This window comes from Pseudarthrobacter sp. NIBRBAC000502770 (assembly GCF_006517815.1).
In the GTDB taxonomy this organism is placed as follows: domain Bacteria; phylum Actinomycetota; class Actinomycetes; order Actinomycetales; family Micrococcaceae; genus Arthrobacter; species Arthrobacter niigatensis.
The window spans coordinates 2,133,948-2,151,510 of record NZ_CP041198.1 but is presented as its reverse complement, the minus strand read 5'-3'; the positions used below and the strand labels follow the sequence as shown (position 1 = coordinate 2,151,510).

Here is a 17,563-nt window from a genome sequence, read left to right as displayed (position 1 = left end):
TCCGGCGTACGGAATCCGCGCTTGCCGCATCCACTCCGGACCGGCCTGGTCGTCACCCGGGGCACCCCGCCGCGAATGGAGGGTTGCCGGCCAGCAAACCGGGGTTTTGCGCTGGCACTCGTGACCTGCATAAAAGCGTAGGACATGGGGCGGCCAGGCTGGAAGCCGGGCCAATTGTTAAGGGCTTTATTACGCAATATCGAATAAACGACGCCGGACACCTCCTTCTGAAGGTGTCCGGCGTCGCAATATTCGCCCAAGCGGGCAAACCGTGGCAGTTACAGCAGATCGTCCAGGTAAGGGTTGAGACGGTGCAGGACCTCGGAGTGCAGGATCGAGTTGGTGGCCAGCGCGTTCCCGCCGAACGGTCCGTCCTCGCCCTCGAGGGAGGTGAACCGGCCCCCGGCCTCGACCACGATCGGCACCAGCGCAGCCATGTCGTAGAGGTTGAGTTCCGGTTCGCAGGCGATGTCCACGGAGCCCTCTGCCACCATGCAGTACGACCAGAAATCGCCGTATGCCCGGGTCCGCCAGACGTCCTCGGTCAGCCCGAGGAAATCGTCGAGGTTGCCGCGTTCCTTCCAGCCGCTCAGGCTGGAGTAGGAGAGGGAGGCGTCGGAGAGGCTGGACACGTTGGAGACGCGCAGCCGGGTGGCAGCTGCCAAGGACCTGCCCATGTAGGCGCCCATGCCCTTTGCCGCCCACCAGCGCTTGCCGAGGGCCGGGGCGCTGACCACGCCCACCACGGGTTCGCCTTCGTCCACCAGGGCGATCAGGGTGGCCCAGACCGGGACGCCCCTGACAAAGTTCTTGGTCCCGTCAATGGGATCGATGATCCAGCGCCGTGAACCGTGCCCGGTGCTGCCGAACTCCTCGCCCAGGACGGCATCGCGGGGACGGGAGCGGGAGAGCTGGCCGCGGATGGCTTCCTCGGCTGCCTTGTCGGCGTCGGTGACGGGCGTCAGGTCCGGCTTGGTCTCAACGTGGAGGTCCAGGGCCTTGAAGCGGCTCATGGTCTGGTCATCCACGGAGTCGGCCAGGACATGGGCCAGGCGCAGGTCATCGTTGTAGCTCGAAGCGGGTTGGATCATGGTTACAAACTACCGTCTGCGGACGCTTCTGCCGGGAGAACGCGTCAGTTGACGCTGCCGAGCTCCTTGGTTTCCTGTGCTTCCATGCGCGGATCCGTGCCGAGCAGGCGCCGGAGCGACGCCAGGCGTGCCGGGCCGGTGGGACCTGCGTGCCCGCCTGCCACCCAGTCGTCGAGGCCGCAGTTCACCGCGTTTGCCGTGTGCTTGCACCCGCGTTCACAGTTTTCGATGCCAGGGGAGAGGTCCGGGAAGGAGCGCAGGATCCGGTCCGGGTCCACATGGGCCAGTCCGAAGGAACGGATACCGGGGGTGTCAATGATCCAGCTTCCGGCCGGCGCGTCAGCCAGGCGCAGGGCCAGGGCCGACGACGACGTGTGGCGGCCACGTCCGGTTACGGCGTTGACGCCGCCGGTGGCCCGCTCGGCACCGGTCAGCGCGTTCACCATGGTTGACTTGCCCACGCCGGAGTGCCCCAGCATCACGGTGACCCTGCCGTCGAGGTGGGCGCGGAGGGCCGCCACCGCAGTGCTGTCCAGCCGGGCGGAGAGGCCGTCGTCAGAGCGTGCGTCGATCCCGGAAGCCTGCGCGTCGGCGGTCTTGCTGATGATCACCGGGAAGTCCAGGTGCGTGTAATTGGAGAGGAGCTCGGCGGGGTCCTTGACGTCGGCCTTGGTGACCAGCAGGATTGGCTCGATCCCGGCGTCGTAGGCAGCCACCAGGGCGCGGTCGATGAACCCGGTGCGGGGTTCCGGGTTGGCAGCCGCCACGACGATGACCAGCTGGTCCGCGTTGGCCACCACGGCCCGCTCCACGGGGTCGGTATCGTCGGCGCTCCGGCGCAGGAGGGTGTGGCGGTCCTGGATTTTCACCAGGCGGGCCAGCGTGTCCGGCGCGCCTGACACGTCCCCCACGAGCGATACGAAGTCTCCCGCAACGACAGGTGACCGGCGGAGTTCACGGGCACGCGCTGCGATGACGATGCGCTCGTTGTCCGAGTCCTCGCCCACCACTGCCGTGTACCGGCCGCGGTCAACCGTAATGATCCGCCCGGTAACGGCGTCGTCATGGCTGGGCCGGTCTTTGGTGCGGGGACGGGAACCTTTCTTGCTGGGGCGGATCCGGACGTCGGATTCGTCCCAGGAGTCAGTGCTCCGCGCCACTGCCACGCTCTTCCGGCCGCGGTACCTCGGGAGCAGCCTGGGCCAGCATGCCGGCCCACAGCTGCGGGAAGTCGGGCATGGTCTTGGCGGTAGTGGCGATGTCCTCCACCTGGACGCCGCTTACCGAGAGGCCCAGGATTGCCCCGGCAGTGGCCATGCGGTGGTCGGCGTAGCTGTGGACGACGCCGGCGTGCAGCGGGGCGGGCCGGATGACCAGGCCGTCGCTGGTTTCCTCGGCGTCGCCGCCGAGCCGGTTGATCTCGGTGACCAGGGCGGCGAGCCGGTCAGTTTCGTGCCCGCGAAGGTGGCCGATTCCGCTGAGCCGGGAAGGCCCCGCGGCAAGGGCACAGAGTGCCGCGACCGTAGGAGCCAGTTCACTGGTGTCGGCAAAGTCGCCGCCCTTGATTTCGGGGCCGCCAGTGACGGTCAGGAGTCCGTCCTCCAGGGTGACCGTGGCTCCCATCCGGGTGAGGATGCCGCGCCAGAGGTCGCCCACCTGCTGCGTTTCCGTGGGCCAGTTGGGAATGCGGACGGTGCCCTGCGATGCCAGGGCCGCTGCCAGGAACGGCCCGGCGTTGGAGAGGTCCTGCTCGATTCTTTGGTCGAAGGCCTGGATGGGTCCCGGGGCCACCACCCAGTGGTTGGGGACCGAATCGTCCACGGAGACGCCGGCGCCGCGGAGGACAGCCACCGTCATGTTGATGTGGTCCAGGCTTGGCACCGGTTTCCCGACGTGCTCAAGGTGCAGGCCGTCGTCGAACCTTGCTCCCACCAGCAGGAGGGCGGAGACGAACTGCGACGACGCGCTGGCATCGATCACCAGGTGGCCGCCCCGGACCGCGCCGGTCCCTTCCACCACGAAGGGAAGGGACGACGGCGTGCTCCCGTCCTCGGCGGAAACCGCGACGCCCAAAGCTTTGAGGGCTTCGATGATGGTTCCCATGGGACGCTTCCGTGCGTGCGGATCGCCGTCGAACACGCTGGCTCCGCTGCGGAGCGCCGCAAGTGGTGGGACGAACCGCATGACGGTGCCGGCCAGCCCGCAGTCGATCCTGGTGGTGGATGGCGCCGCTGACGCCGGGATCGGAACAACTTCCAGGTCAGGACCAAAGGCGCCGTCCCCGGGCACTTCGCTGATGGTGGCGCCGAGCTGCCTCAGTGCATCGATCATCAGCGCGGAGTCCCTGGAGTGCAGGGGAGCCCGAAGGCGCGATGGTCCGTCCGCCAGGGCGGCCAGGACCAGGTACCTGTTGGTCAGGGACTTCGATCCGGGCACCGTCACGGTTGCATTGACGGGCCGGTCCGCAAAAGGCGCGGCCCAGTACTGGACAGGTGTTCCGGATTCCCGGGTGGCAGCTGCTGCGGTCATTCGTGCCTAGGCTCCCGCGGCGTGTTCGACGGCGCGGCGTACAGCCTTGTCCGCCTTGTTCAGCTTCTTGGTGGTGGTCCTGCGGGCGTCGGCGGCCAGGTGCGAGGCGTTCCGTCGCGCGTCGGCGGCAAGGTGCTCGGCACGCCAGGCCAGTCCGGGCTTGCCTGCCGTGTCCACGGAGGCGAGCAGGGCACCCCCGCTCAGGGAGACGTTCTTGAGCAACTGGTTCCTGCGGTTCTCGCGCCCTTCCTTGCTGCTGATGTCCGCGCTCCGCCATTCCACGAAGGTGTTCAGGAGGGAAACGACGGTGAGCAGGCCGGCCGAGAGCCGGGAAAACTTGCCAAGGCCGAACAGGACGCCGGCGCCCACCTGGGTACCGCCGATGACGCGGGCCAGGGTCTTCTCGTTCGTCTGGAAGGGAAGCGAGGCTGCAGCCTTGCGCAGCAGCGGCGAGAGCTGCTGGGCGGTGTCGTCGGAGTTCTTGAGCTTGTCCAGTCCGGCAAGGATGAAACTGGAGGCGAGCATGGGCCTGGCGAGAGTGCGGACAAAGGGCATGGATTTCCTCCTGGATGGACGAGCCGCGGCAAGCGGCGGAGTCGGTCCTAGTCTTGCACTTTTGGGGAATATTTGCCCGCGGGAGGCGGTTATGTCGACTGGGTCCGCGACGAGGGCCCTGGCGATCAATCACCCGATACAGAGCGGAGTTGGGCCTTGCGGAAGGTGTTGGACGGAACCAGGCAGGCGGGACCGGTGGAAGTGGACAAGCTTGCCGCCGAGCCGCCGGAGTACGGCATGCCCCCGGCGGGGCGCCTGACAGTAGACTTGAAGGCAATGAGTACCCTGGATCCGGCCATCGCGGCCATGTATGAGGCGTCCCCCGGCGAAGTGAACGGCAGGGCAGGCGCAGCGCCGCTCCCCGCCGGGCAGGCAGCAACCGAACCACCGGCCGCAGCAGCGGATGCCGAGGACAGCACGCTGGACGTTGCCGCGGAGACCGTGGAACAGCGCCGCCTGCGCTTTGAGCGGGACGCCATGCAGTATGTGGACCAGCTCTACTCTGCGGCGATGCGGATGGCGCGGAACCCGTCGGACGCGGAGGACTTGGTCCAGGAGGCCTACACCAAGGCTTTCTCGGCCTTCCACCAGTACAAGCCGGGCACCAACCTCAAGGCGTGGCTCTACCGGATCCTGACCAACACGTACATCAACCTGTACCGCAAGCGGCAACGCGAGCCGCTGCAGTCAAATTCGGACACCATCGAGGACTGGCAGCTGGCCCGGGCGGAGTCGCACACGTCGAGCGGACTACGTTCGGCTGAGGCAGAAGCACTGGACCACCTTCCGGATTCGGACGTCAAGCGGGCGCTCCAGGACATTCCGGAGGAGTTCCGGCTGGCGGTTTACTTCGCTGACGTGGAGGGCTTCGCCTACAAGGAAATCTCAGACATCATGAATACGCCCATCGGCACCGTGATGTCCCGGCTCCACCGCGGCCGCCGAATGTTGCGGGACATGCTCGCGGAATACGCCGCCGAGCGGGGATTCAAAACGGCCGCTGATGCGTCGGATGCGGCAGGAAGCAAAGCACAGGAGAACAGGAAATGAGCGACTGCCAGGGATTGGGCGACTGCGACGATACCCGGATGCAACGCATCTATGAGTACCTCGACGGGGCACTGACCCGCGAAGATATTACCGAAATCAAGAACCACCTCGATGACTGCCCTGAATGCACGGAGCAGTACGACCTCGAATGCGTCATCCGCAACATGGTCAAGCGTTCCTGCAAGGAGTCCGCTCCGGACAACCTGAAGAACGCCATCCTGGACCGGATACACGCCATCCGTCCCGTCGAGGCGTAGTACCGGCGCCCCCTGCGCGCCAGGGCCGCAAACAGCAAAGGACCCCGGAAGCCGACTGGCTTGCGGGGTCCTTCGCTTGAACCGTAGTTCCTGGCATGTGCCTAGGTGTTGGGGCGCTTCCCGTGGTTCGCGCCGCCACGCTTACGGTCACGACGCTTGCGTGCACGCTTGCTCATAGCTGGCCTCCTTAATGTTGTACTCAAAAGAGCTGCCCTCCAGTCTCCCACATGATCCGGCGGCCCGCGAACCGGGAAACTTCGGATGACCTGCGGCCGGGCCGCCCGGCCGTATTCATCGAGACTGCCCGGGCAGGGTGGGGTGCGCGGCGCAGCCTCAGCGTTCCGCGTCCCCCTCGGCGCCAACGGGGCCGGGAGCGTGGATGATGGTGGTTTTGCCGGACAGCGAATTGGTCCTGACGAGCATCAGTTGCATGTCAGGGCCTGCAATGGTCTCCACTTTGCCGTTGGTGGGCAGGCACTGGCTGCCGTCCAGGATGACCGCTCCGCCTGCGGACTTCGCCACGATGTCAACCCCCACGTCGGCAGGGAGGGTTATGGTCAGGTCTCCGGACACGGAATTGGAGCCAAAATCCTGGGTGTAACCGAGCAGGTTGAAGTCAAGGTGCCCGCTGACGGTATTGGTGCGCACGTGCGTGAAATGGCCGGAGGCGGTGACCTCGCCGGAGATGCTCTTGGCGGTCAGGACGCCCCGGTGGTTCCTGACTGACACCTGGCCGCTGACGGTATTGACCTGAAGTTCTCCGGAGGTGTCCTCCGCCGTGACCGCGCCGGACACGGTGTTGAGCCGGACGTGGGCAGAAATGCCGGACGCCAGGCCCTCGCCGCTCACAGTCCCGGCCTCCACCTCCACTCCACGGGGAATTGCCACAGTGACGGCCGCGGCATTGTCGCTGTTGTGGTTGACAGTCTCCATGAGGTTCTTGAACCAGCCCTGGGCGCCGTGAAGTTGATGCCGCACTTCCAGCCGCCCGCCGTTCAGGGAGACCGCTACGGGGTCACCATGGACCTCCGAGAATTGGAGACGGACCGACGGGTCATCGTGTTCGGTGATGGTGAAGCTGCCCCTGACCAGGCCCAGCTTCAGCGACGTCACGGCGTCGACTTCAATGCTCTGCGGGCCTGTGACGGTCCAGTTCCCTCCGGGCATGGTCCCCTCCAAAAAAGCGATATATCGCGTTGATCCTCCAACGTAACGCCGCCGGGCGGAAGGGTCAAAAACAGGTCCCGAAAGGCTACTGGGGGGCATCCATCCCCAGCCACTGGAACCAGCCGCGGTGCAGCACCAGCCAGGCCATGAGCCCATACCCGGCCTGGCCGGGCGTGCCTCCGTTTGCCGCCAGGTCCTGGCGCCACTGTTCGTGGTTAAGCAGCGGGGAGAAGGTGTCGACGTAGAGGTGCTTGCGGCGCGTGGTCACATCCGCGAAGGCCGTGTTCAGTTCATCCAGCCGCCGGTTCTGCGCGGGGTCGAGTGTTGGGGGAGGACCCACAACGAACACCTCGATACGGTTCTGGGAAGCCGAGTCCAGGATGTTGGCCAGGTTCAGGCGGCTCCTCGCGGTGGAGAGGCCGAACTCGATGTCGCGCCCCGAGAGGCCGATTACCAGCCGGTTCTCCGCCTGCGGGCTGAAGCGCCTCCCGGCCTCGTCCAGCCACCGTGCGGCCAAACCTTCAGTACCTTCCTGCGGGCAGGGGAGGGCGTAGCTTTCCAGGAGCATGCCGTCCTGGGGAGTGCGGGCCAGGACGCGGCCCAGCCAGCCAAGGGCCCGGGGATCGCCCAGTCCGGCCAGCAGTTCGTCTCCTACAGCTGCGATCCGCAGCTTCCTGTCTTCCACGCGTTCCTCTTTACTTCGGTACGGGTTACTTCGATACGGCCGCTGCCATCGTTGCCGCCGCCTTGCGGAGGCTCGGGGAGGCGCTGTCAGTCCATTAAACAGAACTGCCCGGCCGGAGTCTGGTATTTCGACTCCGGCCGGGCAGCCTTACTGCCTACTTCCGGGCAAATGCCTGCTTCAGCAGGACATCCTGCTCTGCGGCGTGCCGCTTCATGGAACCGGCTGCCGTGGAGGCCGAGGCCGGCCGCGACACCAGGCGCACGCGCCGGTCCAGGGCTTCGGGCAGGTGCAGCCCCATGAACGGCCAGGGTCCCTGGTTGGCGGGCTCATCCTGGGCCCACACCACCTCGGCATTGGGGTACTTGGCAAGCTCCGCTTCGATCTCGGCGTGCGGCAGCGGGTAAAGCTGCTCCACGCGGACGATCGCAGTGGTCTTGTCACCGGTCTTCTGCCGGGTGGACAGCAGATCGTAGTACAGGCGGCCGGAGACCAGGAGCACGCGTTCGACGGCGGTGGCCGGCAGCTGCTCATGGTCACCGATGACGGGCCGGAACGTGCCGGTGGTGAAGTCCTCCACGGAGGAAGCGGCTGCCTTCAGGCGGAGGAGCTGCTTGGGCGTGAAGATGATCAGCGGCTTGCGCGGACGGCTGTACGCCTGGCGGCGCAGCAGGTGGAAGTGCGAGGCCGCCGTGGTCGGGTTGGCCACGATCATGTTGTCCTCGGCACACAGCTGAAGGAACCGCTCGATCCTTGCCGAGGAGTGGTCCGGTCCCTGGCCTTCATAGCCATGGGGGAGCATCAGGACCAGCGAGGAACGCTGTCCCCACTTCTGTTCGGCGGATGAAATGAATTCGTCAATGATGGTCTGGGCGCCGTTGACGAAGTCACCGAACTGGGCCTCCCAGAGGACCAGGGCGTCGGGGCGTTCCACGGAGTAGCCGTATTCGAAGCCCATGGCGGCGTATTCGGACAGCAGCGAGTCGTAGATCCACAGCTTGGCCTGGTCGTCCGAAAGGTTGCCCAGGGGCAGCCATTCCTTGCCGTTGGCGCGGTCGTGGAAGACGGCGTGGCGCTGCACGAACGTGCCGCGCCGTGAGTCCTGGCCGGCGAGGCGCACGGGGACGCCTTCCATGATCAGCGAACCGAAGGCCGCGATCTCGCCGAAGCCCCAGTCGATGCCGCCCTCGCGGGACATCTGTTCGCGCTTATCCAGCAGCTGCTTCAGCTTCGGGTGGACAGTGAAACCGTCGGGAATCTCGACGTGTGCCTTGCCGATCCGGGCCAGGGTCTCGGCGCTGATGGCCGTCGAGGCCGGAGCGCTGACGCTGGAATCGGACTGCTGGGCCTTGGGCCGTTCGATATCGGACACAGCGGCGGAGTCTGCGGTGACAATCGGGATCGGAGACGTCTGCGCAGCGTGCGTCTCGGCAAAGACACGCTCCAGCCGTTCCTGGTAGTCGCGGAGCAGCTGCTCGGCTTCTTCCTCGGTGATGTCGCCGCGGCCGATGAGGGACTCGGTGTACAGCTTGCGGACGGAGCGCTTGGCTTCGATCAGGTTGTACATCAGCGGCTGGGTCATCGAGGGGTCGTCGCCCTCGTTGTGGCCGCGGCGGCGGTAGCACACCATGTCGATGACAACGTCCTTGTGGAAGCGCTGCCGGAATTCGTAGGCCAGCTGTCCGATGCGGACAACAGCCTCGGGGTCATCGCCGTTCACGTGGAAGACCGGCGCCTGGATCATCTTGGCCACGTCGGTGGAGTACGTGGAGGACCGCGACGACGACGGGGCGGTGGTGAAGCCGACCTGGTTGTTGACCACGATGTGGATGGTTCCACCCGTGCGGTAGCCACGGAGCTGGGACAGGTTGAGGGTTTCAGCCACAACTCCCTGGCCGGCGAAGGCGGCGTCGCCGTGGACCATGATGGGCAGGACCGGGAACGATTCCCCCTGGTCCAGCCGGTCCTGCTTGGCGCGGACAATGCCTTCGAGGACGGAGTCCACTGCTTCAAGGTGTGACGGGTTGGCGGCGAGGTAGACCTTGGTTTCCTTGCCGTTGTCCGAGGTGAAGGTGCCTTCGGTGCCCAGGTGGTACTTGACGTCGCCCGAGCCCTGCACGGAGCGCGGATCCTGGGTGCCCTCGAATTCGCGGAACACCTGGGCGTAGGTCTTGCCGGCGATGTTCGTCAGGACGTTGAGGCGGCCGCGGTGGGCCATGCCGATCGCGACCTCGTCCAGGCCGTCGTCGGCTGCGTCGGACAGGATGGCGTCCAGCAGCGGAATCAGGGACTCGCCGCCTTCGAGGGAGAAGCGCTTCTGGCCCACGAACTTGGTCTGCAGGAAGGTCTCAAAGGCCTCCGCTGCGTTCAGCTTGGAGACGATCCGCAGCTGTTCCTCGCGGCTGGGCTTGGAGTAGGCGTGCTCCAGCTGGTCCTGGAACCACTTGCGCTCGGCAGGCTCCTGGATGTGCATGTACTCGATGCCAGTGGTGCGGCAGTAGGCATCACGCAGGACACCAAGGATGTCGCGGAACTTCAGCATCGGCTTGCCGCCGAACCCGCCGGTGGGCCATTCGCGGTCCAGGTCCCAGAGGGTAAGACCGTAGGTGAGGACGTCGAGGTCCGGGTGCTTGCGCTGGACGTACTCCAGCGGATCGGTGTCCGCCATGAGGTGGCCGCGAACGCGGAACGAGTGGATCAGCTGCTGGATCCGGGCCACCTTGTTGATCTCGTCGGCGGGATCCACCTGCAGGTCGGGGCTCCAGCGGACGGGCTCGTAGGGAATCCGGAGGGCTTCGAAGATCTCGTCGTAGAAGTTCTGCGCGCCCAGCAGCAGCTGGTGGACCAGCTTGAGGAACTCGCCGCTGCCGGCACCCTGGATGACGCGGTGGTCGTAGGTCGAGGTGAGGGTCAGGACCTTGCTGATGGCGTTCTGGGCGATGATCTTTTCGCTGGCGCCCTGGAATTCTGCGGGGTAGTCAAGGGCGCCGACGCCGATGATCGCAGCCTGGCCCTTGGAAAGGCGCGGTACCGAGTGAACGGTGCCGATGCCGCCCGGGTTGGTCAGGGACACCGTGGTGCCCTGGTGGTCCTCGGCGGTGAGCTTGCCGTTGCGGGCCCGCTTGATCAGGTCCTCGTAGGTGTGCCAGAACTCGGCGAAGTTGAGGGTCTCGGCCTTCTTGATGTTCGGGACCATCAGCAGCCGGGTTCCGTCGGGCTTGGGCATGTCGATGGCGATGCCGAAGTTGACGTGGGCGGGCTGCACCGCGACGGGCTTTCCGTCCACCTCGTCGTAGTACACGTTCATGGAGGGGAACTGGGACAGAGCGCGGATGACGGCGTAGCCGATCAGGTGCGTGAAGGAAACCTTGCCGCCGCGGGCACGGGCCAGGTTGGAGTTGATGACCACCCGGTTGTCGATGAGCAGCTTGGCGGGGATGGCACGGACGCTGGTGGCGGTGGGCACCTGCAGGCTGGTGACCATGTTGGTGGCGATCGCCTTTGCCGGTCCACGAAGGACGGAGACGACGTCTTCCTCGGGCGCGGTGGGCGCCTTGACGTTCTTGGGCAGCTGCGCCGGAATGGGCTGCGAGCCGGTGCCGGCCTCGGTCTTCTTGCCGCCGTCGCGCGCTTCCGTGGCGGGGGCCTTCTTGACGGGGGCGGGGGCTGCTGCCGGTGCGGCAGGCGCCGGGGCAGCGGCGGCGGCCGGCGCAGCGGGTGCCGCGGCCGGCGACGATGCCGGTGCGGCGGGAGCCTGCTTTACGACGGGGAGTTCCCGGGTGGGAGGATTGGCGGCATGCGTGGAATTTCCATTGGAAGAAGAACCGTTGCCCGAGTCGAAGGATTCAAACAGCGGCCACCACTTGGCGTCCACGGCGTTCTTGTCCTGCTGGTACTGCTCGTACAGTTCGTCAACGAGCCACTCGTTTCCGCCAAATTCCTCTGGTAGACGGTGGCTTGGCTGCTCTGGCACTTGAAATACGCCTCTTCCATGAGTTTGATTTCTCTTTGGCCCCCCGGTGCTTCAGCACTACGTTCGAACCAGTCTCTGTCCGCTGAACCCGGACCTTTGCAAGTCTAGTGAGCATTCCGTGTTAACTGCCAATAAGGGTGACTCAAATCATGAAGTGACGAACCGGGGCCCGAATATGGCGGCCGGCGGGGTGCGCAGGACCGCCGGCAGAGGGGTTTCCGAGGCGGGCGGAATGGGCGTCTCCGGCCCGTTCCCGGGCGTCCGGCCGGGGGGCTGCTCCTGTAGACTGAAATTCTTATGGACAGTAAATCTAGGTGCCGGCCTGGGCGCTGTCAGCGGAGCTTGAAGAGCAGCGCCGCGCAGTCCGCCCCCAGAGCCGGCAAACCCCGACAACGCGCCCATCACCAGCCCACGGCCCAGCTTGCCGCAACCCGCACGGAGCAAGCGTCGGTATCTGCCGATCATCCTCCGCCGGGACGAAACAGTTTTTCCACCCTCTTTTCCTCCCCGCCCCAGGCGGGATGCTGAATGGAGTGGCTCCTTCTTGCAGCAGGCCTGCTGCTGATCGCCGGTACGGGATTCTTCGTGGCCGTCGAGTTCTCCCTCATCGCCCTGGACCAGGCCACCGTCCAGCGCGCCATTGACGACGGCGATACGGGCGCGGTGCCTTTGCTCACCTGCCTCAAGTCCCTGTCAACCCAGCTGTCCAGCTGCCAGCTTGGCATCACGCTGACCACTTTGCTCACCGGCTACGTCATGGAACCCTCGGTTGGCCGGCTCCTCCGTGCGCCGCTGGTCGCCGTCGGACTTCCCGACGTCGCGGTGGAATCCGTGTCCCTGATCCTGGCGATGGTGCTGGCAACCCTGCTGTCCATGCTCCTGGGCGAGCTGGTACCGAAAAACATGGCCATCGCCCTCGCGTTTCCCGTGGGCCGTGCCCTGGCCGGCCCCCAGCTTGTTTTCACCACCATCTTCAAGCCGGCGATCCTGGTGCTCAACGGATTCTCGAACAAGGTGCTGAACGTGTTCGGCCTGGAAGCCAAAGAGGAGATTTCCGGGGCACGGACGCCGGCAGAGCTGGCCTCGCTGGTCCGCAGGTCCGCTGCCATGGGAACGCTCGATGCCGGGACGGCGAACTTCATTGCCCGAACGCTGAACTTCTCCACCCGGACGGCTGCGGACGTCATGACGCCCCGGATCCGGCTGGAGACGATCGACGCCGACCAGCCCGTCTCCGACATCGTGGATGCTGCGCGCAGGACCGGCTACTCGCGGTTCCCCGTCATCGGTGAGTCGGCCGACGACATCCGCGGCCTGGTGCACGTCAAGAAGGCGGTTGCCGTTCCATGGGACCGCCGGCAAAACCTTGAAGCGGGCGCCATCATGACAGAGGTGCTCCGTGTGCCCGAAACGATCCATCTGGACGCGCTGCTGGCCGAGCTCCGGGAGGGAAACCTGCAGCTTGCCGTCGTGCTGGACGAGTACGGGGGAACCGCCGGCATCGCCACCCTGGAGGACCTGGTGGAGGAAATTGTCGGCGAAGTGGCCGACGAACACGACAAAGTCCGCCCGGGGCTCCTGCAAAGCGCCTCCGGCGACTGGTACTTCCCTGGGCTTCTCCGTCCCGATGAATTGTCCGAACAGATTCCAGGCCTCAGCGTTCCCGACGAAGCTGCCTATGAAACCGTGGGCGGCTACGTCATGAGCAAACTCGGCAGGATCGGGGCCGTAGGCGACACTGTTCCGGTGAACGGCGGCACACTCAGCGTGACCAGGATGGACGGCCGCAGGATCGACCGCATCTGTTTCCATCCCGCCGGCGAACCCGCTGCGCAGGATGCCGACAACGGGAGCAAGCCATGAGTGACTGGGCGGGAATACTGTGGCTGGGCGTCCTCCTGCTGGGCAACGCCTTCTTCGTGGCGGCCGAGTTCGCCATCATGTCCGCGCGCCGCAGCCAGATCGAACCCCTGGCCGATACCGGCTCGAAGCGCGCCCAGACCACCCTGCGCGCCATGGAAAATGTGTCCCTGATGCTGGCCTGTGCACAGCTGGGCATCACGGTCTGTTCGCTGCTGATCCTGCTGGTGGCCGAGCCGGCCATCCACCACCTGCTGGCCGTCCCCATCGAAAGGGTGGGCCTGCCGGCGGAAGCGGCTGATGTTGCAGCCTTCGCCGTGGCCCTGATGCTGGTGACTTTCCTGCACGTCACCTTTGGCGAGATGGTTCCCAAGAACATCTCGGTGTCCGTGGCGGACAAGGCAGCACTCTTCCTCGCGCCGCCGCTGCTGTTCGTCTCACGGCTGGTGCATCCCGTGATCTCGGTCCTGAACTGGTCAGCCAACCACATCCTCAAACTGATGCGGATCGAACCCAAGGACGAAGTCACGTCCTCGTTCACCCTGGAGGAGGTCCAGTCGATCGTCCAGGAATCCACCCGCCACGGGCTCGTGGACGACGACGCCGGGCTCATTACCGGAGCGCTCGAGTTCTCGGAGCACACCGCGGAGGACATCATGGTCCCGATCGGGAACCTGGTCATGCTGGGCGCCTCCACCACGCCCGTGGAGTTCGAGAAGGCCGTGAGCCGTACGGGTTTCTCCCGGTTCCCCATGCTGGATGATGAGGACATGCTGTACGGCTACCTCCATGTCAAGGACGTGCTGTCCATCCCGGAGTCCGCCTACGAGCTGCCCATCGCGGAAAGCCGGGTCCGGTCACTGGCAAACCTGGCGCTGGGCGACGAGATCGAGAAGGCCATGTCCGTCATGCAGCGCACGGGTTCCCACCTTGCGCGCGTGATTGGGCCGGACGGCACCACGCGCGGGGTCCTGTTCCTGGAGGACGTGATCGAGCAACTGGTCGGCGAAATCCGCGATGCAACGCAGGCCACCGGCATCCGCCGCCTGGGACAGCCGAACGGCAACTGAGGCCCGGGGGGTGCCCCCTGCCATCCGGCAAGGGGTGCCCCCTCGCGGTCCCGGGCAACCGAACCTAAATAGGAATCATTCGCATTTAGGTATAGGCTGGCAGTGTTGTCCCCCCATCCTGCGTGAACTGAGGTTTTCCGTGCGCCGTCCAGCCGCTGCCAGCTCTTTCCTTGCCGCCCTCGCGGGTGTTGGCCTCCTGCTCAGTGCTTGCAGTCCCCAGCCCTCGCAAACCGTCGACCCGGCCCAGGGGATCGCCGTGGTGGCGTCCACCAACGTCTACGGTGACATCGCCCGGACTATCGGCGGGGACAAGGTGAAGGTGACCGCCATCATTAACAATGCAGGCCAGGATCCGCACTCCTACGAGGCAACCGCCCAGGACCGGCTGGCGGTGTCCAAAGCCAGGCTTGTCATTGAGAACGGCGGGGGATACGACGACTTCATCCACACCCTGGTGGAGGGCAGCAAGCTTGACAGCGCCTCGGTGCTGACCGCCGTCGACGTTTCCGGCCTTGCCCATCCCGGCGACGCTGCCCCGTCACCGCAACCGGCCGACACGGACGCGGCCGGCTCGCACGATGGCCACGACCACGGTGACCTCAACGAGCACGTCTGGTACAGCCTTCCTGCGATGGAGCGGCTCGCAGACGGCATCGCCGGAAAGCTGGCAGCCCTGGATCCCGGCTCTGCCGCAACCTTCACCGCAAACGCGGACTCCTTCAAGTCCTCTCTGTCTGCCCTGCACGGCCGGCTCGATGCCATGAAGGCCTCCCGTGGCGGGGGCACGGTGGCAGTCACCGAGCCGGTACCGCTGTACATGCTGGCGGACGCGGGGCTGGACAACGCGACGCCCGGACAGTACACGGCGGCCATTGAGGAGGGCACCGACGTTCCTCCCGCCGTTCTGAAGGAAGCCACGGACCTGGTGGGATCCAAAGGAGTCCGCCTGCTCGCCTACAACGCCCAGACGGAAGGTCCCCAGACTGAAGCGCTGAAGAAAGCAGCCGAGAACGCCGGAGTTCCCGTCGTGGACTTCACGGAGACACTGCCTGAAGGCAAGACCTACCTGCAGTGGATGACGGACAATGTGAACAACATCGGCAAGGTTCTGGAGACAAACAGGTGAAATCCGTCGTCAGCCTCAAAGGGGCGTGCCTCAAGTTCGGCCAGCGCACGCTCTGGGAGGACCTCGACCTCGACATCAGGCCAGGTGAGTTCTTCGCGGTGCTCGGCCCCAACGGCAGCGGCAAGACCAGCTTCCTCAAGGTCCTGCTGGGCCTGCAGAAGCTGCACTCGGGCGAAGCGGCCCTGGGCGGGCACCCCGTGGAGCGCGGCAGCAGCCTGATCGGCTACATTCCCCAGCAGAAATCCTTTGCACCTGACACGCCCATGCGGGCCCGGGACCTGGTGGCACTCGGAGTGGACGGCCACCGCTGGGGTATCCGGCTCTCGTCGGCCAGGACCAGCCGCCAGGTGGACCAGCTCCTTGAGCTTGTGGGAGCCTCCGACTACGCCAACGTCCCGGTTGGGCAGCTTTCCGGCGGCGAGCAGCAGCGGCTTCGAGTGGCGCAGGCCCTGGCCACCGATCCCCAGGTCCTGCTTTGCGACGAGCCGCTGTTGTCCCTTGACCTGCACCACCAGCAGGCAGTCAGCGCCCTGATCAGCAAGCAAAGCCGGGAACACAACAGCGCCGTCGTTTTCGTTACCCACGAAATCAATCCGATCATCGAATATGTGGACCGGGTCCTCTACTTGGCCGGGGGACGGTTCCGCGTCGGGGCGCCAGACGAGGTCATGACCACCGAAGTCCTGTCGGATCTCTACGGCAGCCATGTGGAGGTGATCCGCGCCAATGGCCGGATCGTGGTGGTCGGCCTCCCCGACGCCACCACCCATCACCACCACGCGGAGGCGGACACGATGGCAGGGGAGGTGGCGTAATGGACGCGGACAGCATCCTGGGGGCCATCTTCAATTTCGACAACTACGGCGAACTGCTGGTCCTGGTCCAGAACTCCATCTGGGCGGGGGCCATCCTGGGGCTCCTTGGTGGACTGGTAGGCACTTTCGTCATGAAGCGTGATCTTGCCTTCGCCGTCCACGGCATTTCCGAGCTCTCCTTCGCCGGAGCCGCCTTCGCCCTGCTGGTCGGGGCGGACGTGGTCTTTGGCTCGCTGGTGGGGTCGGTGGCGGCGGCGCTCCTGCTGGGGCTGATGGGGGTCCGTGCACGGGACAAGAACTCGATCATCGGGGTCATCATGCCGTTCGGGCTGGGCCTGGGAATCCTGTTCCTGTCCCTGTACCAGGGCCGTGCCGCGAACAAGTTCGGCCTGCTGACCGGCCAAATCGTCTCCGTGGACACCGTCCAGCTGCAGGCACTCGCCGTGACGGCCGTCGTCGTCATGCTCGTGCTGGTGGCCATCTGGCGCCCGCTGAACTTCGCCAGCGTGGATCCCGAACTCGCCGAGGCCCGTGGAGTGCCCGTCCGCAGCCTGGCGATCGTGTTCATGATCATCCTGGGCGTCAGTGTGGCCCTGTCCATCCAGGTGGTTGGCGCCCTGCTGGTGCTCGCCCTGCTCATCACCCCCGCGGCCGCCGCGCTCCGGGTCACCTCCTCGCCGGCGGTGGCGGTGGTCCTCAGCGTGGTCTTCGCAGTGTCCGCCACGGTGGGTGGAATCCTGCTGGCCCTGGGCGGCCGGATTCCCATCAGCCCCTATGTCACCACGTTGTCGTTCCTGATTTATGTGGTGTGCCGTGCCATCGGGTCCGTGCGCGAGGCCCGTGGCCTCAACGGGCGTGTGCTTACAGCTTCCCGGCAGCCTTAAGGACGGTGCAGTCCGGGCACAGCCCGAAAATTTCCACGGTGTGGTCCACTTCGGTGAATCCGTGCTCGGCAGCTGTGCGAACAGCCCAGGTCTCTACGGCCGGGGCTTCGACTTCAACAGCTTTTCCACAGTTCCTGCAGAGCAGGTGGTGGTGGTGTGCGGTCACCGCACAGCGACGGTACACGGCCTCGCCGTCGCCGTTGCGCAGCACGTCAACGAGGCCCTCATCAGCGAGGGACTGCAGGATCCGGTACGCAGTAGCGAGTGAAACCGACACGCCCTGGTTCTGCAGGATCCGGTAGAGCTCCTGCGTGCTGACAAAGTCATCCAGGCGGTCCAGGGCAGCACTGACGGCTTTGCGCTGCTTGGTAACCCGCTGTTCCTTGCCGCCTCCCGCCGGGGACGGGGCGGCGGAATCAGCCTTGACGCCGATCGGCATGGACGAACTCGCTTCCTTGGGGGCAAACATCAAGATTACCAGCCTGAACTTCATGGACAGCGTTC

General features: G+C 65.7%; 16 protein-coding genes and 1 riboswitch. Of the genes, 7 read left to right on the top strand and 9 right to left on the bottom strand.

Annotated elements, in window-relative coordinates:
- Positions 1-12: 12 nt before the first annotated feature.
- Positions 13-126: riboswitch (SAM riboswitch) on the bottom strand.
- 152 nt (positions 127-278) lie between these two features.
- The 4 genes from hisN to NIBR502770_RS10275 are packed head-to-tail and all read right to left on the bottom strand — an operon-like array spanning position 279 to position 4,175.
- Positions 279-1,091 carry a histidinol-phosphatase gene (hisN, locus tag NIBR502770_RS10290; RefSeq protein WP_141160019.1) on the bottom strand — a complete coding sequence of 271 codons (813 nt, stop codon included), beginning with the start codon at positions 1,089-1,091 and terminating at the stop codon, positions 279-281.
- A gap of 44 nt (positions 1,092-1,135) precedes the next feature.
- The gene (rsgA, locus tag NIBR502770_RS10285; RefSeq protein WP_141160020.1) at positions 1,136-2,251 is read right to left on the bottom strand and encodes a ribosome small subunit-dependent GTPase A; all 1,116 of its coding nucleotides are present in this window, start codon (positions 2,249-2,251) and stop codon (positions 1,136-1,138) included.
- Entirely contained in the window at positions 2,235-3,620 is a 1,386-nt protein-coding gene (gene aroA, locus NIBR502770_RS10280; protein ID WP_141181848.1) for a 3-phosphoshikimate 1-carboxyvinyltransferase, read from the bottom strand. Before aroA ends, rsgA begins: the two co-directional genes overlap by 17 nt.
- A gap of 6 nt (positions 3,621-3,626) precedes the next feature.
- The gene (locus NIBR502770_RS10275; protein ID WP_141160022.1) at positions 3,627-4,175 is read right to left on the bottom strand and encodes a DoxX family protein; all 549 of its coding nucleotides are present in this window, start codon (positions 4,173-4,175) and stop codon (positions 3,627-3,629) included.
- Positions 4,176-4,412: 237 nt separating this feature from the next.
- On the opposite strand from NIBR502770_RS10275, the gene NIBR502770_RS10270 reads away from it, so the two are divergent.
- Both NIBR502770_RS10270 and rsrA read left to right on the top strand, forming a co-directional pair.
- The gene (locus tag NIBR502770_RS10270) at positions 4,413-5,225 is read left to right on the top strand and encodes a sigma-70 family RNA polymerase sigma factor (RefSeq protein WP_370871394.1); all 813 of its coding nucleotides are present in this window, start codon (positions 4,413-4,415) and stop codon (positions 5,223-5,225) included.
- Entirely contained in the window at positions 5,222-5,482 is a 261-nt protein-coding gene (gene rsrA, locus NIBR502770_RS10265; RefSeq protein WP_141160023.1) for a mycothiol system anti-sigma-R factor, read from the top strand. The genes NIBR502770_RS10270 and rsrA overlap by 4 nt, the downstream gene beginning before the upstream one ends.
- A gap of 101 nt (positions 5,483-5,583) precedes the next feature.
- Here the strand turns inward: rsrA and NIBR502770_RS21835 are convergent, their stop codons facing one another.
- The 4 genes from NIBR502770_RS21835 to NIBR502770_RS10250 all read right to left on the bottom strand — a co-directional run bounded on the left by NIBR502770_RS21835 (position 5,584) and on the right by NIBR502770_RS10250 (position 11,304).
- Positions 5,584-5,658, bottom strand: a complete 75-nt coding sequence (locus NIBR502770_RS21835) for a 50S ribosomal protein bL37 (protein WP_369299106.1) — start codon at positions 5,656-5,658, stop codon at positions 5,584-5,586.
- 157 nt (positions 5,659-5,815) lie between these two features.
- Positions 5,816-6,649, bottom strand: coding sequence for a DUF4097 family beta strand repeat-containing protein (locus tag NIBR502770_RS10260; RefSeq protein WP_141181847.1), 834 nt, complete (start codon positions 6,647-6,649; stop codon positions 5,816-5,818).
- Between the two features lie 85 nt (positions 6,650-6,734).
- The gene (locus NIBR502770_RS10255; RefSeq protein ID WP_141160025.1) at positions 6,735-7,334 is read right to left on the bottom strand and encodes a GDSL-type esterase/lipase family protein; all 600 of its coding nucleotides are present in this window, start codon (positions 7,332-7,334) and stop codon (positions 6,735-6,737) included.
- Positions 7,335-7,488: 154 nt separating this feature from the next.
- The gene (locus NIBR502770_RS10250) at positions 7,489-11,304 is read right to left on the bottom strand and encodes a multifunctional oxoglutarate decarboxylase/oxoglutarate dehydrogenase thiamine pyrophosphate-binding subunit/dihydrolipoyllysine-residue succinyltransferase subunit (protein WP_141160026.1); all 3,816 of its coding nucleotides are present in this window, start codon (positions 11,302-11,304) and stop codon (positions 7,489-7,491) included.
- Positions 11,305-11,832: 528 nt separating this feature from the next.
- Between NIBR502770_RS10250 and NIBR502770_RS10245 the strand changes: the two genes are divergently transcribed.
- The 5 genes from NIBR502770_RS10245 (at position 11,833) to NIBR502770_RS10225 (ending at position 17,059) form a co-directional block, all read left to right on the top strand.
- Positions 11,833-13,167: a hemolysin family protein gene (locus tag NIBR502770_RS10245; RefSeq protein WP_141181846.1), complete on the top strand. Its 1,335-nt coding sequence runs from the start codon at positions 11,833-11,835 to the stop codon at positions 13,165-13,167.
- Positions 13,164-14,234, top strand: coding sequence for a hemolysin family protein (locus NIBR502770_RS10240; RefSeq protein WP_141181845.1), 1,071 nt, complete (start codon positions 13,164-13,166; stop codon positions 14,232-14,234). The genes NIBR502770_RS10245 and NIBR502770_RS10240 overlap by 4 nt, the downstream gene beginning before the upstream one ends.
- A 139-nt stretch (positions 14,235-14,373) precedes the next feature.
- The gene (locus NIBR502770_RS10235) at positions 14,374-15,360 is read left to right on the top strand and encodes a metal ABC transporter solute-binding protein, Zn/Mn family (protein ID WP_141181844.1); all 987 of its coding nucleotides are present in this window, start codon (positions 14,374-14,376) and stop codon (positions 15,358-15,360) included.
- Entirely contained in the window at positions 15,357-16,175 is an 819-nt protein-coding gene (locus tag NIBR502770_RS10230) for a metal ABC transporter ATP-binding protein (RefSeq protein ID WP_141160030.1), read from the top strand. The genes NIBR502770_RS10235 and NIBR502770_RS10230 overlap by 4 nt, the downstream gene beginning before the upstream one ends.
- Positions 16,175-17,059: a metal ABC transporter permease gene (locus tag NIBR502770_RS10225; protein WP_141160031.1), complete on the top strand. Its 885-nt coding sequence runs from the start codon at positions 16,175-16,177 to the stop codon at positions 17,057-17,059. Before NIBR502770_RS10230 ends, NIBR502770_RS10225 begins: the two co-directional genes overlap by 1 nt.
- Here NIBR502770_RS10225 and NIBR502770_RS10220 read toward each other — a convergent pair.
- A complete protein-coding gene (locus NIBR502770_RS10220; protein WP_141161536.1) occupies positions 17,037-17,498 on the bottom strand; it encodes a Fur family transcriptional regulator in 462 nt (153 codons plus the stop codon). The two genes, NIBR502770_RS10225 and NIBR502770_RS10220, sit on opposite strands and share 23 nt — an antisense overlap.
- Positions 17,499-17,563 lie beyond the last annotated feature (65 nt).